At 70.2% G+C, this 22379-nt stretch carries 18 protein-coding genes and 1 pseudogene; 3 read left to right on the forward strand and 16 right to left on the reverse strand.

Annotation, left to right across the window (positions count from 1 at the left end):
- Positions 1-208: 208 nt before the first annotated feature.
- Both glmS and ABZ490_RS09355 read right to left on the reverse strand, forming a co-directional pair.
- Entirely contained in the window at positions 209-2026 is a 1818-nt protein-coding gene (gene glmS, locus ABZ490_RS09350; RefSeq protein ID WP_358986697.1) for a glutamine--fructose-6-phosphate transaminase (isomerizing), read from the reverse strand.
- A gap of 34 nt (positions 2027-2060) precedes the next feature.
- Positions 2061-2318, reverse strand: a complete 258-nt coding sequence (locus tag ABZ490_RS09355; RefSeq protein WP_358986700.1) for a hypothetical protein — start codon at positions 2316-2318, stop codon at positions 2061-2063.
- Between the two features lie 186 nt (positions 2319-2504).
- On the opposite strand from ABZ490_RS09355, the gene ABZ490_RS09360 reads away from it, so the two are divergent.
- Positions 2505-4067, forward strand: coding sequence for a metallophosphoesterase family protein (locus tag ABZ490_RS09360; protein WP_358986703.1), 1563 nt, complete (start codon positions 2505-2507; stop codon positions 4065-4067).
- Positions 4068-4107: 40 nt separating this feature from the next.
- Here ABZ490_RS09360 and ABZ490_RS09365 read toward each other — a convergent pair whose 3' ends face one another.
- From ABZ490_RS09365 to ABZ490_RS09415, 11 genes are all read right to left on the reverse strand, one after another.
- Positions 4108-5004 (reverse strand): DUF4429 domain-containing protein, encoded by an 897-nt coding sequence (locus ABZ490_RS09365; RefSeq protein ID WP_358986705.1) that lies wholly within the window; start codon positions 5002-5004, stop codon positions 4108-4110.
- A gap of 23 nt (positions 5005-5027) precedes the next feature.
- On the reverse strand, positions 5028-6551 hold the full coding sequence (locus ABZ490_RS09370) for an RICIN domain-containing protein (protein ID WP_358986708.1): 1524 nt from the start codon (positions 6549-6551) through the stop codon (positions 5028-5030).
- Positions 6552-6676: 125 nt separating this feature from the next.
- Positions 6677-8470, reverse strand: coding sequence for an IucA/IucC family siderophore biosynthesis protein (locus tag ABZ490_RS09375; protein WP_358986711.1), 1794 nt, complete (start codon positions 8468-8470; stop codon positions 6677-6679).
- Entirely contained in the window at positions 8467-9000 is a 534-nt protein-coding gene (locus ABZ490_RS09380; protein WP_358986714.1) for a GNAT family N-acetyltransferase, read from the reverse strand. Before ABZ490_RS09380 ends, ABZ490_RS09375 begins: the two co-directional genes overlap by 4 nt.
- Complete coding sequence (locus ABZ490_RS09385; RefSeq protein WP_358986718.1) at positions 8997-10286, reverse strand: lysine N(6)-hydroxylase/L-ornithine N(5)-oxygenase family protein; 1290 nt, start codon at positions 10284-10286, stop codon at positions 8997-8999. Before ABZ490_RS09385 ends, ABZ490_RS09380 begins: the two co-directional genes overlap by 4 nt.
- Positions 10270-11712, reverse strand: coding sequence for a lysine decarboxylase DesA (desA, locus tag ABZ490_RS09390; protein WP_358986721.1), 1443 nt, complete (start codon positions 11710-11712; stop codon positions 10270-10272). The genes ABZ490_RS09385 and desA overlap by 17 nt, the downstream gene beginning before the upstream one ends.
- Positions 11713-11871: 159 nt before the next feature.
- The gene (locus ABZ490_RS09395; protein WP_358986724.1) at positions 11872-12921 is read right to left on the reverse strand and encodes an ABC transporter substrate-binding protein; all 1050 of its coding nucleotides are present in this window, start codon (positions 12919-12921) and stop codon (positions 11872-11874) included.
- A 187-nt stretch (positions 12922-13108) separates the two neighbouring features.
- Positions 13109-14269, reverse strand: coding sequence for an acyl-CoA dehydrogenase family protein (locus ABZ490_RS09400; RefSeq protein WP_358986727.1), 1161 nt, complete (start codon positions 14267-14269; stop codon positions 13109-13111).
- A 5-nt stretch (positions 14270-14274) separates the two neighbouring features.
- Positions 14275-15216, reverse strand: a complete 942-nt coding sequence (locus ABZ490_RS09405; RefSeq protein WP_358986730.1) for a hydroxymethylglutaryl-CoA lyase — start codon at positions 15214-15216, stop codon at positions 14275-14277.
- Entirely contained in the window at positions 15213-17153 is a 1941-nt protein-coding gene (locus ABZ490_RS09410; RefSeq protein WP_358986733.1) for a biotin carboxylase N-terminal domain-containing protein, read from the reverse strand. Before ABZ490_RS09410 ends, ABZ490_RS09405 begins: the two co-directional genes overlap by 4 nt.
- 14 nt (positions 17154-17167) lie before the next feature.
- Positions 17168-18784 carry a carboxyl transferase domain-containing protein gene (locus ABZ490_RS09415; RefSeq protein WP_358986736.1) on the reverse strand — a complete coding sequence of 539 codons (1617 nt, stop codon included), beginning with the start codon at positions 18782-18784 and terminating at the stop codon, positions 17168-17170.
- A 108-nt stretch (positions 18785-18892) separates the two neighbouring features.
- Between ABZ490_RS09415 and ABZ490_RS09420 the strand changes: the two genes are divergently transcribed.
- Positions 18893-19486 carry a TetR/AcrR family transcriptional regulator gene (locus ABZ490_RS09420; protein WP_055632269.1) on the forward strand — a complete coding sequence of 198 codons (594 nt, stop codon included), beginning with the start codon at positions 18893-18895 and terminating at the stop codon, positions 19484-19486.
- 106 nt (positions 19487-19592) lie between these two features.
- Here the strand turns inward: ABZ490_RS09420 and ABZ490_RS09425 are convergent, their stop codons facing one another.
- Positions 19593-19787 (reverse strand): hypothetical protein, encoded by a 195-nt coding sequence (locus ABZ490_RS09425; protein ID WP_358986740.1) that lies wholly within the window; start codon positions 19785-19787, stop codon positions 19593-19595.
- An 8-nt stretch (positions 19788-19795) separates the two neighbouring features.
- A complete protein-coding gene (locus tag ABZ490_RS09430) occupies positions 19796-20647 on the reverse strand; it encodes a DUF5753 domain-containing protein (RefSeq protein ID WP_358986743.1) in 852 nt (283 codons plus the stop codon).
- A gap of 270 nt (positions 20648-20917) precedes the next feature.
- Here ABZ490_RS09430 and ABZ490_RS09435 point away from each other — a divergent pair, with 270 nt between their 5' ends.
- A complete protein-coding gene (locus tag ABZ490_RS09435; RefSeq protein WP_358986746.1) occupies positions 20918-21487 on the forward strand; it encodes an ATP-binding protein in 570 nt (189 codons plus the stop codon).
- 544 nt (positions 21488-22031) lie between these two features.
- Here ABZ490_RS09435 and ABZ490_RS09440 read toward each other — a convergent pair.
- Positions 22032-22379: pseudogene (locus tag ABZ490_RS09440) on the reverse strand (hypothetical protein); the annotation flags it as partial.

The following is a 22379-nucleotide window of genomic DNA, read 5'->3' on the forward strand; positions in this document are numbered from 1 at the left end:
GGTCCGCCCGGACGTCGGGAGTGGGTCGGCGCGGGGCTGGTGGACCCGGGGACCGCCGAAGTGGAGTGGGGCGCCCGGATGTGGTTCCGGCGCGGGGCCGTCGTGGACGTCGGGAGTGGGTCGGCGTGGGGCGGGGGCCGTCGTGGGCGTCGAGAGCGCGCCGGGTGTGAGGAATCGCCCGGCGCGCTGTGTCTCGTGCCGCGGACGGCTACTCGACCGTGACCGACTTCGCCAGGTTGCGCGGCTTGTCGATGTCGCGGCCCAGGGCCTTCGCCGTGTAGTAGGCGAGGAGCTGGAGCGGGATGCCCATCAGGATCGGGTCGAGCTCGTCCTCGTTCTTCGGGACGACGATCGTGCGGTCGGCCTTCTCCTGGTGCTCGTGGGCCACCGCGAGGATCCGGCCGCTGCGGGCCTTGATCTCCTCCAGGGCCGCGCGGTTCTTCTCCAGAAGGTCGTCGTTCGGGACGATCGCGACCGTCGGGAGCGCCGGCTCGATCAGGGCGAGCGGGCCGTGCTTCAGCTCGGAGGCCGGGTAGGCCTCCGCGTGGATGTAGGAGACCTCCTTGAGCTTCAGGGAGGCCTCACGGGCCACCGGGTAGCCCCGGACGCGGCCGATGAAGAGCATCGAGCGGGCCTCGGCGAACTCCTCGGCCAGCTTCTTGATCTCCTCCTCGTGGGAGAGGATCTCCGCGATCTGGCCCGGCAGCTTGCGCAGGCCCTCGATGATCCGCTTGCCGTCGCGGACCGAGAGGTCGCGGGTGCGGCCGAGGTGCAGGGCGAGGAGGGCGAAGGCCACCGTCATGTTGGTGAAGCACTTGGTGGAGACGACGCAGACCTCGGGGCCGGCGTGGACGTAGATGCCGGCGTCCGCCTCGCGGGCGATCGCCGAGCCGACCACGTTGACCACGCCGAAGACCCGCGCGCCCTTGCGCTTCAGCTCCTGGACGGCCGCCAGCACGTCGTACGTCTCACCGGACTGGGAGACGGCCACGTAGAGGGTGTCGGGGTCGACGACCGCGTTGCGGTAGCGGAACTCGGAGGCCGGCTCGGCGTCGGCGGGGATCCGGGCCAGCTCCTCGATCATCTGGGCGCCGATCATGCCCGCGTGGTACGAGGTGCCGCAGCCGAGGATCTTCACCCGGCGGATCTGCCGGGCCTCACGGGCGTCCAGGTTGAGGCCGCCGAGGTGCACGGTGGAGAAGCGGTCGTCGATACGGCCGCGCAGCACGCGGTCCACGGCGTCGGCCTGCTCGTGGATCTCCTTGTGCATGTAGGTGTCGTGGCCGCCCATGTCGTAGGAGGCGGCCTCCCACTCCACGGTGGTGGGCTCGGCCGTGGTGCGGGTGCCCTCCGTGGTGTAGGTGCGGAAGTCGTCGGCCTTGAGGGTGGCCATCTCGCCGTCGTCCAGCGTGACTATCTGGCGGGTGTGGGTGACCAGCGCGGCGATGTCCGAGGCGACGAACATCTCCTTCTCGCCGATGCCGAGGACGACCGGGGAGCCGTTGCGGGCGACGACGATCCGGTCCGAGAAGTCGGCGTGCATGACGGCGATGCCGTACGTCCCCTCGACGACCCGCAGGGCCTGGCGGACCTTCTCCTCCAGGGTCTCCGCCTGTGAGCGGGCGATGAGGTGGACGAGGACCTCGGTGTCGGTCTCGGAGAGGAACTCGACGCCGTCCGCCTCCAGCTTGCGGCGCAGGTCGGAGGCGTTGTCGATGATGCCGTTGTGGACGACGGCGACCTTGTGGTCGGCCGACATGTGCGGGTGGGCGTTCACGTCGGAGGGGGCGCCGTGGGTGGCCCAGCGGGTGTGGGCGATCCCGGTGGTGCCCTTGAAGCGCGCCGGGACCTTGGCCTCCAGGTCGCGGACCCGGCCCTTGGCCTTGACCATCTTCAGACCGGCCGTCTTCGGCGTGGTCACGACGATGCCGGCCGAGTCGTAGCCGCGGTACTCCAGCCGCTGGAGGCCTTCCAGCAGCAGCGGGGCCACGTCACGCTTCCCGATGTATCCGACGATTCCGCACATATAAGAGGTATCCCCAAGCTGTTGTGTAGCTGTTTCACCCGTAGACGATGCGCCGCAGCTGCCGTACGGACAGCTCCGGCGGCGCGACCGCCCGGTACTGAAGGTCCGCCGCGATCCGTTCGAAGATCTCCGCGTTCACCAGGCCGTCGGCCTGGAGCTCGCGGTGGCGGCGACGGACGTAGTTCTCGGTCGTCTCGTCGAAGAAGGCGAGCACGTCCTGGATCACCCGCAGCGCCTCGCCCCGCTGGAGGGGCGTGGACCGCATCAGATGATCAACCAGTTCGTCGTGCACCCGGTAGATCCTGAGGTACCGAAGCGGGTTTCGCAAGAAATCTGCCCGATTTCGGGCAGGGCCCTGTTAAGGGGCCTTGGGGGAACCTTGAATGTGTTATGAGCGCCTGTTCGCGAACCGTCCATTTGGCGTCTTGCGGTCCGTCGCCCGGGGCGACGAGTTTCAGACGTCATGGACACTCCTCGCATGGGCGTACCCGACCAGCTCGCCGAGCGCATGAGCATGGCCGAGCAGCACGAGTACCTGCGCGCAAGATTCTCCCGGCGCACGATGATCAGGGGTGGCGCGGTCACCCTGGGCGCCGTCACCGGTGGCGCGTTCGTGACCGGGGCCACGGCCCAGGCCGCCGTTCCCACGCAGCCCCTGTCGCACACCGAGGAGGTCGACGGCTCGCTCGTCGCCCCCTTCGGCCGTCACCTCGCCTGGGGCAACGACCCCCGCACGGAGATCACCGTCTCCTGGCAGGTCCCGGTCGCCGTGAAGAAGCCCTTCATCCGCATCGGCGCCCACCCCTGGGACCTCTCCCGCAAGATCGAGGCCGAGGTCCGCAGCCTCTACACCCCGGCCGGGGTCGGCGCGTCCGGCGACCACACCCAGTACTACCTGCACGCCGAGCTCACGCATCTGCGCCCCGGCCGCACGTACTACTACGGCGTCGGCCACCAGGGCTTCGACCCGGCCGAGGCCCACCTGCTGGGCACCCTGGGCACCTTCACCACCGCCCCCGACCGCGCCGAGCCCTTCACCTTCACGGCCTTCGGCGACCAGGGCGTCAGCTATCACGCCCTCGCCAACGACAGCCTGATCCTCGGCCAGAACCCCTCCTTCCACCTGCACGCCGGTGACATCGCCTACGGCGACCCGGCCGGCCAGGGCAAGGCCACCGACACGGGCTTCGACTCGCGGACCTGGGACCAGTTCCTCGCCCAGACCGAGTCCGTCGCCAAGTCCGTGCCGTGGATGGTGTCGTACGGCAACCACGACATGGAGGCCTGGTACTCGCCCAACGGCTACGGCGGCGAGGAAGCCCGCTGGAACCTCCCGGACAACGGCCCCGACAAGGCGAACCTGCCGGGCGTCTACTCCTTCGTCTACGGCAACACCGCGATCATCTCGCTGGACCCGAACGACGTCTCCTTCGAGATCCCGGCCAACCTCGGCATCTCCGGCGGCACGCAGACCACGTGGTTCGAGGCGCAGCTGAAGAAGTTCCGCGCCTCCAAGGACGTCGACTTCATCGTCGTGTTCTTCCACCACTGCGCGTACTGCACCTCCACCGCGCACGCCTCGGAGGGCGGTGTCCGCCAGGAGTGGGTACCGCTCTTCGACAAGTACCAGGTGGACCTGGTCATCAACGGCCACAACCACCAGTACGAGCGCACCGACGTGATCAAGGGCAACACGGTCACCAAGAAGCTCCCGATCGGCGGCACGGCGTACCCCGAGACCGAGGGTGTCGTCTACGTCACCGCGGGCGCCGCGGGCCGCAGCCTGTACGCGTTCACCGCCCCCGACTCCTACGAGGGCCACCTCAACGAGGTCGACTCGGTGGCGTCCTTCATCAACACCAAGGACGGCAAGGTCAACGAGACCGTCGCCTGGTCCCGGGTCCGCTACCTGAACTACTCCTTCCTGCGTGTGGACGTCACCCCCGCGTCGAAGGGCCGCTACACCACCCTGAAGGTCCAGGGCATCGCCGAGACCGGCGACCGCATCGACCACTTCACGGTGGCCCGCAGGGCCAAGTAGCAAGGCCGGGCAGCACAGCTTCAGGCGGTCCTCCCCGGCGTCACAAGCGCCTGAGGACCGCCTGTTTGGCGAGGGTGAACTCCTCGTCCGTCAGCACCCCGTCCCGGTGCAGCGCGCCCAGCTCCCGCAGCCGCCGCAGCAGCGCGTCGTGGTCGTCGGCGGCGGCCCGGGCGGCGGGGATCTCCGGCTCCGGGCCGGACGGCGGTACGGCGGCCCGTACGGCGTCCCCGGCGGCGGTGGCCGGATGCGACAGCCGGGCCTGCACGGCCGCCGCGACCAGCGCCATCAGCGGATCCTTCTTGAAGCCCCACAGCTCCACCGCGTTCGGGTCGTACTTCGGCGGCGCCTTCGTGGGCGCGTGGCGCACCGTGAACCGCAGATGCCCGTTCTCCAGGCCGACCGCCGGCTGCCACTCCACGCCCACGACGTCCTCGACCCGGATCACCCGGGTCCCGGCGGCCGCCTTCGCGTCCTCCGTCTTCCAGTTCCACTCCAGCCGCACCTGCTCGCCGTCGAAGCTCGCGGTGCCGTCCCCGGCGGCGAAGGACAGCGGCACGGCCGGACCGGGAAGCAGGAACGCGTCCACCGGACCGGCCGGCACCCCGTCCAGCAGCAGCGCGTGCCGCACCTCGTCCACGAGGTACTCGGCGACCCCGAACCGGTCGGACTCCACGAGCAGCTGGTACGGGTCGTGCGGTTCGGTCAGCCGGCCGCCGGTGGCGTGCAGCAGAGGATCGGCGCCGTCCCGCAGCCGGAGTCTCAGCCGCCCGCCGCGCTTGCCCTGCTCGAACGAGATCCCCGCCAACGCCCCCAGCGGGACCACGAGTTCACCGAGTTCCTTGCGCAGCAGCCCGACGCCCTTGTCCCGGCCCGGCGTCAGCCGCAGCGCGTCACCGTCGAAGACCCAGGTGCCGTCCTTCTGGAGGATTTCCGCCATGGGGTGATTCTGGCACCGCGCCGTCAGAGCCCCAACGCGTTCGCCGTCGCGTCGTCGACGCCGTCGAGGGAGAAGCGAACCGCCGTGCCCAGGGCGGCAGTCGACCGCATCCGGACCTCCCCGGAGCGCACGCCGAGCGCGATGCCGGGGTTGTCCTGGCAGACGAGGGCGAACGCGTCCCCACCCGCCGCCTCGGCCAGGAACGCCTGGTCCTCCGGGAAGGGCGCGTCGGCCACCTCGTTCGCGCACGGCCGCTGCTGCATCCCGTCGCCCGCGACCCGCTCGCCCGCGATGTCGAGGCAGAGCAGCGACGCCATGTTCACCAGGGCCACCGCGCCGTCGTCCAGGGCGACGACCCGCCACCGCTGGTCCTCGCCGCCGTCGCAGACGGCCAGGACGGGATCGGGGGCGGGCACCGGGCCCTGGCTCCGGGACTGCGCCCCGTCGTCGGAGGAGGCGCTTCCCGCGGGGCCGGTGACACAGCGCCCGTTCGCCACGTTCCTGAGGACGACCGGGGCGGCGGAGGCGGCGGTCGCCGAGGGGGAGGGCGACGCGGCGGAAGGCGACGCGGCGGAGGGGGAGGTCCCGGCCGCGGCCTGCTCGGCGCCCGCGGCGGGCTCGGAGCCGGAGAGCTCCCGCAGCACGGCGGTGGTCAGGACGGAGGTCAGGACCACCGTGACCGCCACGGTGCACACCGTCCGTCTGCGCCGACGGCCCGGGGGACGGGAGACCGCCTGCTCCTCCGGTGCCGCGGGCGGCCCGGCCGGCCCCCTGCCCGCCGCCGCTGCCCGCCCCGCCGACCGCGCCCGGCGATAGGCCGCACCGCCCCACACCAGCACCTCGTCCACCAGCAGCCGCCGCGCCTGACCGGCCTCGCCCGAGGCGAGTGTGCGCAGCAGCCCCAGGTCATGGGTGCAGAACCGGCAGATGTCGAGGTGCTGCCGCAGATCGGCGGGGGCCTCGCGGTGCGTGCCCCGGGCGATGGCGCCCAGCATGCCGCCGTAGTGGACACAGCGCGGGTCGGCGGTGCGGTCGGCGCGCACCCGCAGCACGGTGTCGACGAGCCGGCCGCGGGCCGACTGCGCCAGCGACTGGGCGAACTCCTCGGTGGTGTGCAGCAGCCGGGCCGCCTGCGCCGACTCGCCCTCCTCGGCCAGACACAGCCACAGCGCGGCCCGCGACTGGTCGGCGAGCTGCTCGAAGGCGGCCAGGAGCACCGAACCGTGCTCCACCCGGCGCAGGGTGTCCACCGGGCCGAAGATGTCGGCGGCCTGCCGGGACCAGGCGCGGAACTCCGGGCGCAGCAGCGCCGAGCGTTCGTCGCCGAGCCAGCCGTGGGCGGTGCGCCGTACGTCGGCGAGCAGGGCGGTGCGTAACGCGGGGCCCGGCTGCCGGGGCCCGCGCGCGAGGACCTGGGCCGCCAGGTCGGTGGCGTCGCGCGGTTTCGCGCAGAAGGCATCCGCGTAGGCGTGGACGGCGCGGGCGTGTTCCGGCAGGGGCCCGGCCGGTGGATGGTGCGGGGCTTGCTGTGCAATGTGCTCGGACATGACGTCGGCTCCCCGAAAGCAGCGGGCACGGCAAGGTGTGGACCGTAGTGCCGCTCCCTGTCAGGGGACTGTGCGGACGGACGGGTTCCCCCGAGGACCGTACTCGGGGGAACCCGCCGCCCTGATCAGAACCCTGTGACGGGATTTTTCAGGGTGCCGATCAGCTGGAGGGCGCCCGCGGGGTCGGCCAGGTCCACCATCTGCCGGTTGTCGCGCAGCTGGAGCCGGTTGAGGCAGGACAGGGCGAACTCGGGGGCGAACAGGTCGTACTGGCGGAACTTGTCGGCGAGTTCGGGGTTCGCCTCCTGGTAGGAGCGGGTGACCTCGGCGACCGTGCGCCAGAAGCCGTCCTCCTCCAGGACCCCCTCGGCGGCCAGGTTCGCCGCGAGGAAGCGGAAGAAGCAGTCGAAGACGTCCGTGAAGACCGACAGCAGTTTCTGGTCCTCGGGCACCTCGACCCGGATGCGCCGCACCTCGGGCGGCAGCACCGCGTCCGGGTCCAGCACCGCGATCTCCTCGGCGATGTCCTTGTAGATCGCCCGCTGCACGACCCCGTCCCGCAGCACGAGGATCGTGTTCTCGCCGTGCGGCATGAAGACCAGGTCGTAGGCGTAGAAGCTGTGCAGCAGCGGGGTGTAGTACGCCTCCAGGTAGTGGCGCAGCCACTCGGCGGGGGCGAGTCCCGACTGCTCGACGAGCGCGGCGGCCACCGACCTGCCCTCGTGGTCCACATGGATGAGGGCGGCCATGGTCGCGAGCGACTCGCCGTCCCGGAGGGAGGGCACCGGGCTCTCGCGCCACAGCGCGGCGAGCATCTTGCGGTACGGCGAGTAGCGGTCCGTCGCCGCCTCGTACTCCAGATGCCGGTAGCCGACGGCCGCCCGCTCCCGGATGATCGACAGACCGGTCGACCTCAGTACCGGATCGTTGTCGATGAGCTGCGCCAGCCAGTCGTTGATCGCCGGCGTGGCCTCCATGTAGGCGGCGGAGAGTCCGCGCATGAAGCCCATGTTGAGGACGGACAGGGCCGTCTTCACATAGTGCTTCCCCGGGTGCGAGGCGTTGAAGAAGGTCCGGATGGACTGCTGGGCCAGGTATGCGTCGTCGCCCTCGCCCAGGCACACCAGGTTCCTGCGCGCGATCTCGGCGGCGAAGGTGACGGAGAGCTTGTTCCACCACTGCCAGGGGTGGACGGGGATGAGGAGGTAGTCGGCCGGGTCGAGCCGCTGCTCGCGCAGGATCCCGTCGAACCGCTCGACGGTCGCCGCGCCCAGCTCCTCGCGCAGGAAGGTCTCGTACGCGATCCCGACACCCGCCGTGAAGGCCGCCCGGGAGCGGTGCGCGGCCAGCCACACCAGCCGGACCGGGTGCGCGGTCTCGGGGGCGTACGACAGGTACTCGTGGACGCCGAAGCCGAGCCGCCCGTTGTTGGCGACGAAGCAGGGGTGGCCCTCGGTCATGCCGGTCTCGATGGCCTGGAAGCCGGCGTGGACCAGTTCCGCGGAGGTGATCGGCGGTTTGGTGAGCTTGTAGCAGGTGCCGGAGAGGGTGGAGGAGATCTCCTCCAGGTAGACCGGCAGGATCTCGTCGCTCAGCCCGAGGGTCTTCCGCAGCTCGATGAAGAAGTCGAGTGCGGCGAGGGGGAGTTCGGCGCCGTCCCGGGTGCGGGTGATCGAGTCGGCGTCCACCTGCCAGTGGTCGAGGGCACGGCGGACGGCGGTGAAGCGGTAGGACGTCAGACCGTCGTCGCTGCGGACGACGTACCGCCCGTCCGTCTCCTCGGGGGAGACCCCGGGGGCGGTCTCGGGGGTGAGGAGCCGCTCGTGGGCGAACTCGGCGAGGGCCTTGCGGACCAGGAGGCGGTTGGCGGTCTCCCAGCGTTCGGGGGAGAGGTGCGCCACGGTGTCGGAGAGGCTCATACGGCGGCTCCCGTCGCGGCGAGGAACCGCTCCCGGGTGCAGAAGCTCAGCAAGGCCCTTTTCTCCGGCTTCTCGATCTCGCGTGCGGCGACGAAGCCGACGGCCTCGTTCAGGGCGTGGACGGCGCCGTTGGCCACATCCGGCTCGACGACGACCCGCTCGACCGCCGGGTCCTCGAAGAGGTGCGCCATCACGGCGGTGATGACGGCGCGGGTGAAGCCGTGCACGGGAGTGTCGGTCGCCGGGGTGAGGAAGTGCATGCCGACATCGCCCGGCAACGGCTCGTACAGGCCGACCAGTTCACGGTGGACGGGGTCGTACTTCTCCATCAGGAAGACCGGGGTGCCGTTCTCGTCGAGGCCGAGCAGCGCGTGGTGGTGCGGGTCGGCGGCGATCTCCATGTAGGCGCGCTCGACGTCCACCAGGGAGGCGTCCTGCATCATCCAGTAGGCCGCTTTGGGATGCGTCACCCAGGAGTGCAGCAGCTCGGCGTCCCGCAGCGGGTCGAGCGGGCGGAAGGTGAAGGTCATACCGAGAACTCCTGGAACGCGATGGTCTTCTCGACCGGGTAGTACTCGCTGCCGAGCAGCTCGCGGATGATGGTGCTGTTGCGGTACGGGCCCATGCCGAGGTCGGGGGACGTGATGGAGTGCGTGTGCACGCCGGCGTTCTGGAGGAACACGCCCCGGCCGGTGGTGTCGACGGCGTAGTTGCGGGCCACGTCGAAGCGGCCGTGCGCGTCGAAGCACAGGCGGTCGCGGACCGGCTCCAGGAAGGCCGGCGGCTCGTAGTGGTAGCCGGTGGCCAGCACCAGGCCCTCGGTGGCGATCTCGTAGTCCTTGCCCTGCTCGTCCTGGCGGAAGCCGAGCCGGTACCTGCCGTCCTCCCAACGGGCGCTGTTCAGCGAGGAGTTGGTGAGGAGGCGGGTGGGGACGGGCCGGTCGCCGTACTCGACGTCCTTCTGGTAGAGCAGATCGAAGATCGAGTCGATGAGGTCCGAGTTGATGCCCTTGAACAGGCCCTTCTGCTGCTTCTCCAGCCGGTAGCGGGTCTCCTCGGGCAGCGCGCGGAAGTAGTCGATGTAGTCCGGGGACGTCATCTCCAGGGTCAGTTTGGTGTACTCCAGCGGGAAGAAGCGCGGGGACCGGGTGACCCAGTTGAGCTGGTAGCCGTGGACGTCGATCTCGGCGAGGAGCTCGTGGTAGATCTCGGCGGCGCTCTGTCCGCTGCCCACGATCGTGATCGACTTCTTCGTCTGGAGCTCCGCCTTGCGCCGCATGTACTCGGCGTTGTGGAACAGCCCGCCGTCCAGGCCGCGGCAGACCTCCGGGACGTACGGGGTGGTGCCGGTGCCGAGGACCAGCCGGCGGGCGCGGAAGACGTCCCCGGCCGTGGTGCGCACGGCGTACAGCGCCTCGCTCTCGTCGTACGTCACCTCGGCGACGGTCGTCGAGAAGCGCACGCTGCTCAGCTTGCCGGCGGCCCAGCGGCAGTAGTCGTCGTACTCGACGCGCAGCGGGTAGAAGTTCTCGCGGATGTAGAACTGGTAGAGCCGCCCCTTCTCCTTCAGATAGGTGAGGAAGGAGTACGGCGAGGTCGGGTCGGCCAGGGTGACCAGGTCCGACATGAACGGCGTCTGGAGGTGGGCGCCGTCGAGGAACATCCCGGCGTGCCACGCGAAGTCCGGCTTGGACTCCAGGAAGACGCCGTCGAGCGCGTCGATCGGCTCGGTGAGGCAGGCGAGGCCGAGGTTGAAGGGGCCGAGCCCGATCCCCACGAAGTCATAGGTGCGGCTGGCTTCAGGAAGCGCGGTCAAGGGACTCTCCCAGGTACTGCTCGGCGTGGCCGGCGATCAGGTCGAGGACGGCGGCGATGTCGGCCGCGGTCGTCTCGGGGTTGAGCAGGGTGAACTTCAGGTGGTGGCGGCCCGCGACCTTGGTGCCCGCGACCACGGCGGCACCGGAGGCGAACAGGGCCTTGCGGGCGTAGAGGTTGGCCCGGTCGATCTCGGCCGGGTCGGTCACGGCCCGCGGGATGTAACGGAAGACCAGGGTGGACAGCGAGGGCCGTACGACGACGTCGAAGCGCGAGTCGGCGGCCAGCAGGCCCCAGCCCTCGACGGCCAGGTCGCACACCTCGTCGAAGAGCTGTCCGACACCGTCGGCGCCCATGGTGCGCAGGGTCATCCACAGCTTGAGCGCGTCGAAGCGGCGCGTGGTCTGCAGGGACTTGTCCACCTGGTTGGGGATACGTTCCTGCACCATCCGGCGCGGGTTCAGGTACTCGGCGTGGTAGGTGGCGTGCCGCAGTGTGGCCGCGTCCCGGACCAGGACGGCGGACGAACTCACCGGCTGGAAGAAGGACTTGTGGTAGTCGACGGTGACGGAGTCGGCGCGCTCGATGCCGTCGATGCGGTGCCGGTACTTCAGGGAGGCGAGCAGTCCGCAGCCGTAGGCCGCGTCGACGTGCATCCAGGTGCCGTACTGGGAGCAGAGCTCGGCGATCTCGGGCAGCGGGTCGATGGAGCCGAAGTCGGTGGTGCCGCCGGTGGCGACGACGGCCATCGGGACGAGACCGGCCTCCGTGCAGCGCTCCAGCTCACGGGCGAGCGCGACGGTCTGCATCCGCTTGTCGTGGTCGACGGGGATCGACACGACCGCGTCCTGCCCCAGCCCCAGCAGTTTCGCGGACTTCTTCACGCTGAAGTGGCTGACCTCGGAGGCGAAGATCCGCAGTTTCGCCAGGCTGTCGCTCTTGGCCTCCTCCCGGGCGAGCAGCAGCGCCTGGAGGTTGGACTGCGTGCCGCCGGAGGTGAACACCCCGTCGGCGGCCGGGCCGAGGCCGATGCGCTCGGTCGTCCAGTCGATCAGTTTCCGCTCGATGAGGGTGCCGCCGGCCGACTGGTCCCAGGTGTCCAGGGAGGAGTTGACGGCGGAGAGCACCGCCTCGCCGAGCACGGCGGGGATGACCACCGGGCAGTTGAGGTGGGCGAGGTAGCGGGGGTGGTGGAAGTAGACCGCGTCGCGGAGGTAGACCTCCTCCAGCTCGTCGAGCACCGCGGCGGTGTCGTGCAGGGGTTGGTCGAGGTCGATGCCGTCGATGCGGGGGGCGAGGGCGTCGACCGTGACGCCGGTGAACGGACGGTCGGTGGCGGCGAGTTTGGCGGCCACCCGCTCGACTCCTTCGGTCACGGAGCGGCGGTACTGCTCCGCGGTGGTGTCGTTGAGCAGGTGCGAGCGCATGGGGAACCTTCCGGGGGTGGGGAATGGTCCGCTGCGGAACGGACCGAGGGGCGGAGCCCCGGGTTCAACTTAGGTTAGCCTAACCTAAGTTTCACTTGGAGGGCTCCGCCCCTCTTATGACGGTGATCACGTCACTCGGCCGCGACCCGGGACCCCGCGTCAGCTGACCTTCTTCGCCTTCTCCAGGGCCTCGGCGAGGTTCTCGAGGAGCGGCACGCACTTGTCGTACGACAGGATCGGCTCCGGCGACCGCCCGATGACCTGACCCGCCTTCACCGCCGGCAGCTTCTTCCAGGTGGCCTCGGTGATCGCCGACGGCTGGAGCGCCGAGGTCCGGTCGTCCATCATGATGATGTCCGCCGCGTACTTGTCGACGTTCTCCCAGCTCAGCGACTCGTACCAGCCGCCGCCCTCCTTCTTCGCGCTCTCCGGCGGCTCCACGAAGTTCACGCCGAGCGCCTTGAAGTACTCGAGGTCGATGGAGAGGTTGGAACCGGAGACGTAGAACAGCTCGGCGCTGGCGGACCCGGCCATGACCTTGAGGTCGGGCTTGGCCTTCGCCGCGGCGCGCAGCCGCGTCGCCGCCGCCTCGAACCGCTTCTTCGCGTCGGTCGCCTTCGCCGCGGTCATGTCCGCGCCGAGCGATGCGGCCAGCTCCCACATCCGCTCCAGCGGAGCGGTGAGCTGACGGTCGTACACGGAGACGCCGACGCTCGGCGCGAGCTTGGCGATCTTGTCCTTGGACGCCTCGGGGACGTACCAGAGGGTGCCGGCGTCGTCGAACATCGTGGAGATGAGGACGTCGGGCGCGAGGGCGGCGTACTTCTCCACGTTGAACTCGTCCCAGACGTTGCCCAGGATCGTCACCTTGGAGATGTCCATGTCGCCGGCCTGGACGTCGGCCTTGCCGTCGGTGGTCTTCGTCGGGCCGAACACGCCCTTGACCTGGATGCCGTAGTCGAAGAGGGCGGCGCCGACGCCGGTGAACGCGACGATGTTCGCCGGGATCGCGTCGGTCTTCACGGTGGTGCCGCGGTCGTCCTTGAAGGTCCAGGGACCGGACTTGGCGGAGGCGCTCGCCGAGGAGTCCGAGCCACTGCTCTTCGCGTCGTCGTCCCCGCAGGCCGCGAGCACGGCACCGAGGCCGAGGGCGCCACCGGCGGCGAGGATGCCGCGGCGGGTGAGGTGGTTGGCTCTGGCGTTGGGCATGAAGTGGCTGCTTTCGAACGTGCGGATCACCGCCGGACAAGTTCGAAGGTAGGTTAGCCTAACCTCAGATCTTGTCCAGGGCGGGGGTGATCTGATCCCGAAGCTGTGGGATGTCTGTGCACGTTCCGATTCCGTCAACTTGCCGGAATTGACGGCAAGTTGACGGTGTAAAAAGGGTGACTTCCGGTCAGCCCGCGAGCCCCAGCTCACGGGCGATCAGCATCCGCTGCACCTCACTCGTCCCCTCCCCGATCTCCAGGATCTTGGAGTCGCGCCACATCCGGGCCACCGGATACTCGTTCATGAACCCGTACCCGCCGTGCACCTGGGTGGCGTCCCGGGCGTTGTCGACGGCGATCGTCGACGAGTACAGCTTCGCCAGCGCCGCCTCCTTCTTGAACGGCTCGCCCGCCACCAGCCGCGAGGCCGCGTCCCGCCACGCCAGCCGGGCCGTGTGCGCCTTCATCTCCATGTCGGCGATCTTGAACTGGATGGCCTGGTTGGCGCCGATCGGCCGCCCGAACGCCTGCCGCTCCCGGGCGTACTTCACCGACTCGTCCACACAGCCCTGCGCCAGCCCGGTGGCCAGCGCGGCGATCGCGATCCGGCCCTCGTCGAGGATCCGCAGGAACTGCGCGTACCCGCGGCCCTGTTCACCCAGCAGGTTCGCCGCCGGCACGCGGACGTCGGAGAAGGACAGCTCCCGGGTGTCGGAGGCGTTCCAGCCGACCTTGGAGTAGGGCTGGGCGACCGTGAAGCCCGGGGTGCCCGCCGGGACGATGATCGCGGAGATCAGCGGCCGCCCGTCCGGCTTGCGCCCGGTGACCGCCGTGACCGTGACCAGTCCCGTGATGTCCGTGCCCGAGTTGGTGATGAAGCACTTGGTGCCGTTGATCACCCATTCATCCGTCTCCGGGTCGAGACGGGCGGTCGTCCGGGTCGCCCCCGCGTCGCTGCCGCCGTCGGGCTCGGTCAGCCCGAACGCGCCCAGCATCTCGCCCGCGCACAGCCGCGGCAGCCACTCGCGCTTCTGCTCCTCGGTGCCGAACAGATGGATCGGCATCGCGCCCAGCGAGACACCCGCCTCCAGGGTGATCGCCACGGACGAGTCGACCCGCGCCAGCTCCTCCAGGGCGATGCCGAGCGCCAGATAGTCGCCGCCCATCCCGCCGTGCTCCTCCGGGAACGGCAGCCCGAACAGGCCCATGCGGCCCATCTCACGGACGATCTCGTACGGGAACTCGTGCCGCTCGTAGAAGTCGCCGATCTTCGGCGCCACCACGTCGTGCGCGAACTCCTCGACCGTACGGCGGAGTTCCTCCAGCTCGGGGCTGAGACGGTGGTCCATGCTGATCACTGGTCCTTGTGGGAGAGGGCGCGGACGGTGCGGGACGGGCTGGGTCGGCCCAGGTGGTCGGCCATCCACACGCTGGTGGCGACGAGGCGGCCGAGATCGACCCCGGTGTCGATGCCGAGGCCGTGCAGCATCCACACGAGGTCCTCGGTGGCGAGGTTGCCGGTGGCGGACTTGGCGTACGGGCAGCCGCCGAGGCCGCCCGCGGAGGCGTCGACGGTGGTGACGCCGTGTTCGAGGGCGGCGTAGGTGTTGGCGAGCGCCTGCCCGTAGGTGTCGTGGAAGTGCACCCCGAGCACGTTCGTCGGCACGCCCTCCTCGTTGAGCAGGGAGAGCAGTTCGAGGACATGGCCGGGGGTCGCGACCCCGATGGTGTCGCCGAGGCTCAGCTCGTCGCAGCCCATGTCCCGCAGCGCCCGGCACACCCGCACGACCTGGTGCAGGGGGACCGCGCCCTCCCAGGGGTCGCCGAAGCACATGGAGACATAGCCGCGCACGTGCACCCCCGCGTCCTTCGCCCGCCGCACGACCGGCTCGAACACGGCGAGCGACTCGTCGAGCGTGCGGTTGAGGTTGGCCTTCGCGAAGGACTCGGTGGCGCTGGCGAACACGGCGACCCGGCGGGCGCCGAGCGCGAGGGCACGGTCCAGCCCGCGCTGGTTCGGCACCAGGACGGGCAGCGCCACGGGCAGCTCGGCGACCTGCGGGAACAGGTCCTCGGCGTCGGCGAGCTGCGGCACCCACCTGGGGTGCACGAAGCTCGTCGCCTCGATCGTCGTCAGACCCGCGTCGGCCAGCCGGCGGATGAACTCGGCCTTCACCTCGGTCGGCACGGCCGACTTCTCGTTCTGCAGACCGTCCCGCGCACCGACCTCGTGGATCCGCACCCGCGCGGGCAGATCCTGGGCGGGCACGGTCATCGGGAGCCCTTCAGCGGTCATTCGGCGACCTCCTCGTACGGGGTGACGACGGCCAGGACCTGGTCCATGGCGACCGTCGTGCCCGGGGTGACGTCCAGTTCGGCGACCGTGCCGGCGTGCGGGGCGGAGATGACGTGCTCCATCTTCATCGCCTCGACCACCAGCAGGCTCTGCCCGGCGGCGACCTCGTCCCCGACGGCGACCTTCACGACCGTCACCGTGCCGGGCATGGGCGCGGTGAGCGAGTCGGCACCGGCGTGCGCGGCCCCGGTGAGGGAGGCGGCGACCGGGTCGTGGTCCCGGACCTGCCAGGAGTCGCCGTCCCGGCCGAGCCAGTCGGCGGCGCGGTGGAAGGTGTGGCGGACCCCGTCGAGGGTGACCGAGACACGGTCGTCGGTGACGGTGTGGGTGCCGCGCGGTTCATGGACGACGGGTTCGAGTCCCGGCACCCGGAAGTTGAAGCCCACCGGTTTAGGCGTGCCCCCCAGCCGCCAGCCGCTCGGTACGGAGAAGGGGTCCGTCCACCCGCCGTCCGCCTTCGGCGTCAGCGCCTCCAGCCGGACGGCCGCCGCCGCCTCGTACACCTCCTCCGGCACGTCCGTGGTGACGAGGTCGTCCACCACCCGCTCCACCAGGCCCGTGTCCAGCTCGCCCGCCACCACCGCCGGATGGCCCAGCAGCCGGCGCAGGAACCCGGCGTTGGTCTGCACGCCCAGGGTCACCGTCTCCGTGAGGGCGGCGCGGAGCTTCCTGAGCGCGGTCGGGCGGTCGGGGCCGTAGGCGATGACCTTGGACAGCATCGGGTCGTAGAGGCTGCCCACCTCGGTGCCCTCGCTGAGCCCGGAGTCGGTGCGCACGCCGTCGCCCTGCGGCTCAGCCAGCCGCAGCACGGTCCCGCCGGAGGGCAGGAAGCCGCGTGCGCCCTCTTTGACGGACACGGTCTCCGCGCAGATCCGCGCCTCGATCGCATGCCCGGTGAGCCGTACGTCCTCCTGCTGGAAGTCCAGCTTCTCGCCTGCCGCGACCCGCAGCTGCCACTCCACCAGGTCGAGGCCCGTGACCAGCTCGGTCACCGGGTGCTCCACCTGGAGGCGGGTGTTCATCTCCATGAAGTAGTACGAGGAGGGGTCGCCGCCGGGGACGATGAACTCCACCGTGCCCGCGCCCCGGTACCCGCAGGAGCGCGCCGCCTGCACGGCGGCCTCGCCCATCGCGGCCCGGGTCCCCTCGTCGAGGAGCACGCTCGGGGCCTCCTCGATCACCTTCTGGTGTCGCCGTTGCAGCGAGCACTCGCGCTCGCCGAGGTGGACGACGGTGCCGTGGCCGTCGGCCAGGACCTGGATCTCGATGTGCCGGGGGCGGTCCACCCAGCGCTCGACGAGGAGCGTGTCGTCGCCGAAGGAGGCGCGGGCCTCCCGGCGGGCGGCGGCGATCTCCTCCTCCAGCAGGGTCAGGTCCCGCACCAGCCGCATGCCCTTGCCGCCGCCGCCCGCGGACGGCTTGAGCAGGACGGGCGCGCCCAGCTCACGGGCCGCCGCGGCGAGGTCGGGGTCCCGTCCGCCGGGGACGACCGGCACCCCGGCCGCCTGGACGGTCTCCTTGGCGCGGATCTTGTCGCCCATGAGGGAGATGGCCTCGGCGGGCGGGCCGACGAAGACCAGCCCCGCCTCCTCGCAGGCGCGCGCGAAGGCCGCGTTCTCCGCGAGGAAGCCGTACCCCGGGTGGACGGCCCGGGCGCCGGTGCGGGCGGCGGCCTCCAGCAGCCGCTCCGCCGACAGATAGCTCTCGGCGGCCGGCGCCGGACCGAGCCGTACGGCCGTGTCGGCCTCCCGGACGTGCCGGGCGTCGGCGTCGGCGTCGGAGAAGACCGCCACCGAGCGCACGCCCAGCGAGCGCAGCGTACGGATGACCCGGACGGCGATCTCGCCCCGGTTGGCGACCAGTACTGTCTCGAACATCGGTGGCAAGCCCCTCACATCCGGAAGACGCCGAACTGGGGGTCACCCAGGGGCGCGTGGGCACAGGCGGTCAGGGCGAGGCCGAGCACCTGGCGGGTCTCCAACGGGTCGATGACGCCGTCGTCCCAGAGCCGGGCGGTGGCGTAGTAGGCGCTGCCCTGACGCTCGTACTGCGCGCGGATCGGGGCCTTGAAGGCCTCTTCCTCCTCGAGGGGCCAGCTGTCGCCCCCGGCCTCGAGCTGGTCCCGCTTGACGGTCGCGAGGACCGACGCGGCCTGCTCGCCGCCCATGACGGAGATCTTGGCGTTGGGCCACATCCACAGGAAGCGGGGGGAGTAGGCCCGGCCGCACATCGAGTAGTTCCCGGCGCCGTACGACCCGCCGACCACGACCGTCAGCTTCGGCACGCGCGTGCAGGCGACGGCCGTCACCATCTTGGCGCCGTGCTTGGCGATGCCGCCGGCCTCGTAGTCCTTGCCGACCATGAAACCGGAGATGTTCTGCAGGAACACCAGGGGGATCCCGCGCTGGTCGCACAGCTCGATGAAGTGGGCGCCCTTCTGGGCGGACTCGGAGAACAGGATGCCGTTGTTGGCGACGATCCCCACCGGGTGGCCGTGGATCCGGGCGAAGCCGGTGACCAGGGTCTGCCCGAACTCGGCCTTGAACTCGGCGAACCGCGAGCCGTCCACCACGCGCGCGATGATCTCCCGTACGTCGTAGGGGGTACGGGAGTCCACCGGGACCGCGCCGTACAGCCCGTAGGGGTCGGCCTTGGGCTCGACGACCGGCGCGACCTCCCAGGGGAGCGGCCCGCGCGCGGGGAGCGTGGCGGCGATGGTGCGCACGATCCGCAGGGCGTGCGCGTCGTCCTCGGCGAGGTGGTCGGTGACCCCGGAGATCCGGGAGTGCACCTCGCCGCCGCCCAGCTCCTCGGCGGTGACGACCTCACCGGTGGCGGCCTTCACCAGCGGGGGACCGCCCAGGAAGATCGTGCCCTGGCCGCGCACGATCACGGCCTCGTCGCTCATCGCCGGGACGTACGCCCCGCCCGCCGTGCAGGAGCCGAGGACGGCCGCGATCTGCGGGATCCGGGCCGCCGACATCCGGGCCTGGTTGTAGAAGATCCGCCCGAAGTGCTCACGGTCGGGGAAGACCTCGTCCTGCATCGGCAGGAAGGCCCCGCCCGAGTCCACCAGGTACAGACACGGCAGCCGGTTCTCCAGGGCCACCTCCTGCGCGCGCAGGTGCTTCTTCACGGTCATCGGGTAGTACGTGCCGCCCTTGACCGTGGCGTCATTGGCGACGATCACGCACTCACGCCCGCTGACCCGCCCGATCCCGGCGATCACGCCGGCCGCCGGGGCCTGCCCCTCGTACATCCCGTCGGCCGCGAGCGGCGCGAGTTCGAGGAAGGGCGAGCCGGGGTCGAGCAGCCCGTCGACCCGGTCCCGGGGCAGCAGCTTGCCGCGCGCGGTGTGCCGCGCCCGCGCCCGCTCGCCGCCCCCGAGCCGGGCGGCGGCCAGCTTGCCGTGCAGTTCCCCGACGAGCTCGCGATGCGCCCGCTCGTTGGCCCGCCAGGCCTCCGACGCGGGGTCTGCCGCGCTCGTCAGCTCCGGTGCCTGCTCCATCCTGCGGTTCCCCTCACCCGTCGTCCGTCACGAGGATCGTCTGTTAATGAGCGTTAACCATTTCCTTCAGGTTAACGAGCGCTAACCTCCCTGTCTAGAATTACGTCCATGGCCACCAGAACCGACGCCCCCACCCGCCGCGAGCAGATCCTCAAGGAGGCCGCGCGGCTGTTCGCCGAGCGCGGTTTCCACGGCGTCGGGGTCGACGAGATAGGGGCCGCGGTCGGTATCAGCGGCCCGGGGCTGTACCGGCACTTCCCGGGCAAGGACGCGATGCTCGCCGAGCTGCTGGTGGGGATCAGCGGCCAGCTCCTGACCGGCGCGAAGCGCCGGCTGGCGGAGGCCGACGGGGGTGCGGCGGAGACGGTCCTCGACTCGCTCATCGAGGGGCACATCGACTTCGCGATCGACGACCGCCCCCTGATCACCCTGCACGACCGGGAGCTGGACCGCCTCCGCGACAGCGACCGCAAGCTGGTCCGCCAGCTCCAGCGGCAGTACGTCGAACTGTGGGTGGAGGTGGTCCGCGAGATCTACCCGGCCCTCACCGAACCGGCGGCCCGCTCGGCCGTCCACTCGGTCTTCGGCCTGCTGAACTCCACCCCGCACCTGGCCCGCCCCGGCTCCGTCCCGGGCCGAACGGCGACGGCGGCGCTGCTGCACCGGATGGCGCGGGGGGCGTTCGCGGCGGCGGGCGCCTGACGGCGGCGGCGCCGGCCTGAACCGGCCGTCGTCTCCTCACCGCGCGTGCTCCATACGGGTGAGCCCGAGCAGGGGCCCCTCGCCTGCCCGCCCGGGGTGCCGTCGGTTACAGCAGGTGGTCCGCCTTGCCCGCCTTGATCTCCAGGATGAGCGTGCGGAGGGCTTCGCGGGTGTCGGTGAGGGCGGTGTCCTCCTGGCCGGCGACAGCGATGTAGGCGTTGCCGTGGGGGTCGGTGCCTATGCGGAAGCAGTTGTTGCCTTCACCGCAGAAGGGGTCTTCCCAGGTGATGTCGGTTCGCATGGAAGTCCTCAGAGTTCACGGGCGATGTTGATGACGAGATCGCGTGACGCGGCAGGCGACAGCGCCGCGTCGTCCATCCAGTGCAGATGGGCACGGTACTTGTGGAGTTGGGCCTCCGCGCTGGTGAACACCGGCCCATGGGCCGAGTCCAGTTGCACGGTGTCGAGTGGTGGGACGGCCCCGTCGGCATACAGCACCGCGTGCCCCGCCCCGGGGAAGCCACTCACGCTCGCCGGGACGACCCGCACTTCGATGCCATCCTGTTCGGACCGTTCCGCCAGGTGCTTCAACTGATTCCGAGCCTCCTCGACGCCGCCGAACCGCATGCGTAGTGCCGCCTCGTGGACGTAGGCGAGGTAGGGCAGGGGCTCCGGCCGCTCGAAGACCTGTTGGCGCGCCATGCGGTGAGCCACGCGCAACTCGACGTCAAGTCGCCGGATCGGCGGCAGTACGGCGGTGAAGACGGCACGGGCGTATTCCTCGGTCTGGAGCAGTCCAGGTACGTGCATGAACTGCACGGTCCGTACCCGCGTCGCGTGCCACTCCAACTCCGCGATGTCCAGGAGGCCGGCGGGGAGGGTGCCCCGGTACTGCTCCCACCAGCCGCGCTCCTTGCTGTCGGCCATCGAGGCCAGTGCCTCGACGTAATCCTCGTCCGGGCAGGAATAGTTGCAGGCGAGGGTACGGACTCGTTCAGCCGAGAAAGGCCGGATTCCCGACTCCATGTTGGACAGCCGGGTTCGGTCGATGCCAAGCAGACCGGCGGCGTACTCGGTGGCGGCACCTGCTGCGAGGCGCATCTTCCGCAACTCCGCGCCCAGGCGCTTCTGCCGCTCGGTCGGTGTGCTTCTCGTAGCCATGTCGCCCTTTCGCTGCGCTGTGGTGCCCAAGTCTGCTGAGGGGGCAGGCCCCCGTCCACCCACAGTGGGGGTAATTATCTCCAACCGTATGGACAATGTGACTCTCGCATCCCTACATTCGGTAATGGCTCGATCGCAGATCCGTTACGACCCTCCGGAAGCGCATCACGCGTGCCTGCCCGTGTTCTCGTCCCCTGCGAGGAGCGGGCCCGCGTCAGGGAGACGAGCCGTCGGCATGGGTCCGTACCTCTACGTGACAAAGGAGTTGACGTGCAGCCAGAAGGCTCGTCCTGCCCGCCTCCCGCCCCCTCGGGGTTCTGCCTCTCCCCGACCCTCGCCCCCACCGAACTCCCCTTCACCCCACCCCTCCCTGAGTCGCTGTCGTGCAGCCTCACCCTCCCCGCAGCCTCGCAGAGCGCCGGCATCGCCCGTGCCGCCACCCGCACGATCCTCCGCGCGCACGGCCTGGCGGAGTTGACGGACGCGGTGGTTCAGGTGGTGAGTGAACTGACGGCCTGTGCCTGCCGGTTCTCACCGTCGGCTCGGGTGTACGTCTCGCTGCGCTACCGGGACGGCGCGATGCGCGTCACCCTGTACGACGACCACCCGCTGCACACCAATGCGCGCCTGGGGGCGGCCTGTGAGATCTCCCGAGGAGTGGCGCTGGGAGTCCTGGACCAGGTAGTGCGGGCCTGTGACGGAGAGTGGGGTATCGGAGGCGGCCGGGGGCAGAACAACGGCACCCGGATGTGGGCCGTGCTGCCACGCGAGGGCGCTCGCGCCTACGGGAGTGTGCTCGGCGCGGGGGACGCAAGCGATGGCAGTGCCTCCGCGCCCTGACCCGGCGCGATCACGCCGAGTCTCGGGCTTCGATATCCGACAGTCCCAGCGGCTGGAGTGCGGGAACCAGCCTCGCCAGGTACCAGCCGAGATCGCAGAAGCGAGAGGAGTCCGGCAGGAGCCTGGGGTGGATCCCGACGACGAACGAGACACAGGTCCGTCGTGGAGGCGCAGGGTCATGCCGACGACTCTGTCCTTCCACCGCCTGTCCGCCAGTTGGGAGATGACATCGTCCACGTCGGGAGCGGCCGCCTTCTGCCACTCGAACATGCCGTCCTCGTCGACGAGATACGGCACCTCGGTGTCCGACGGCACGCGCAGTCCGGCACCGAGCAGGGCATTCAGTACCTCCGAGACCGAAATGGTCTCTCTGAAGGTGAAGTCGATGTCTACGGTCCTGGACGCAAGCCCGCTCATTCCTCGAAGGTCATTCTGAATGGCTCCTGATTCACCTCTGAAATTCCAGAACAATCACAAGCGAAAAAAGCCGAATGGGCGGGAAGAGGAGGGTCTCTTCCCGCCCATTCGTAGCGATTGGCGCTGGCTACCGCGTCAGAAGGGCGTACGCTGTACCCGCCGCACGCACCACAGCACCCCACATGGGTGACGCCATGTATTCCACGTCCGGTTTCTCGGATCCCTCAGTGTCGAGCAGGTCATCGAGAGCGGCGGCCAACACTGCCATGACATCAACCTCTTCTCCGGACTTCAGAATCGTGCCGAGCGTTGCCGCAGGGTCCTCTAGTACCAACGTGTCGTCGAAGAGGATGTGCACGTTCATTGTGAAGTCGTCGTAGTAGCCAGTCATCCCGAGGCCTTTCGGCCTCACCCCGGGGCCGGGAAAATGGGGCGGGGTGCCCGTCCGGAGGACGTCGTTTTTGCTTGGTGCGAG

This window comes from Streptomyces sp. NPDC005811 (genome assembly GCF_040630405.1).
GTDB lineage: Bacteria > Actinomycetota > Actinomycetes > Streptomycetales > Streptomycetaceae > Streptomyces.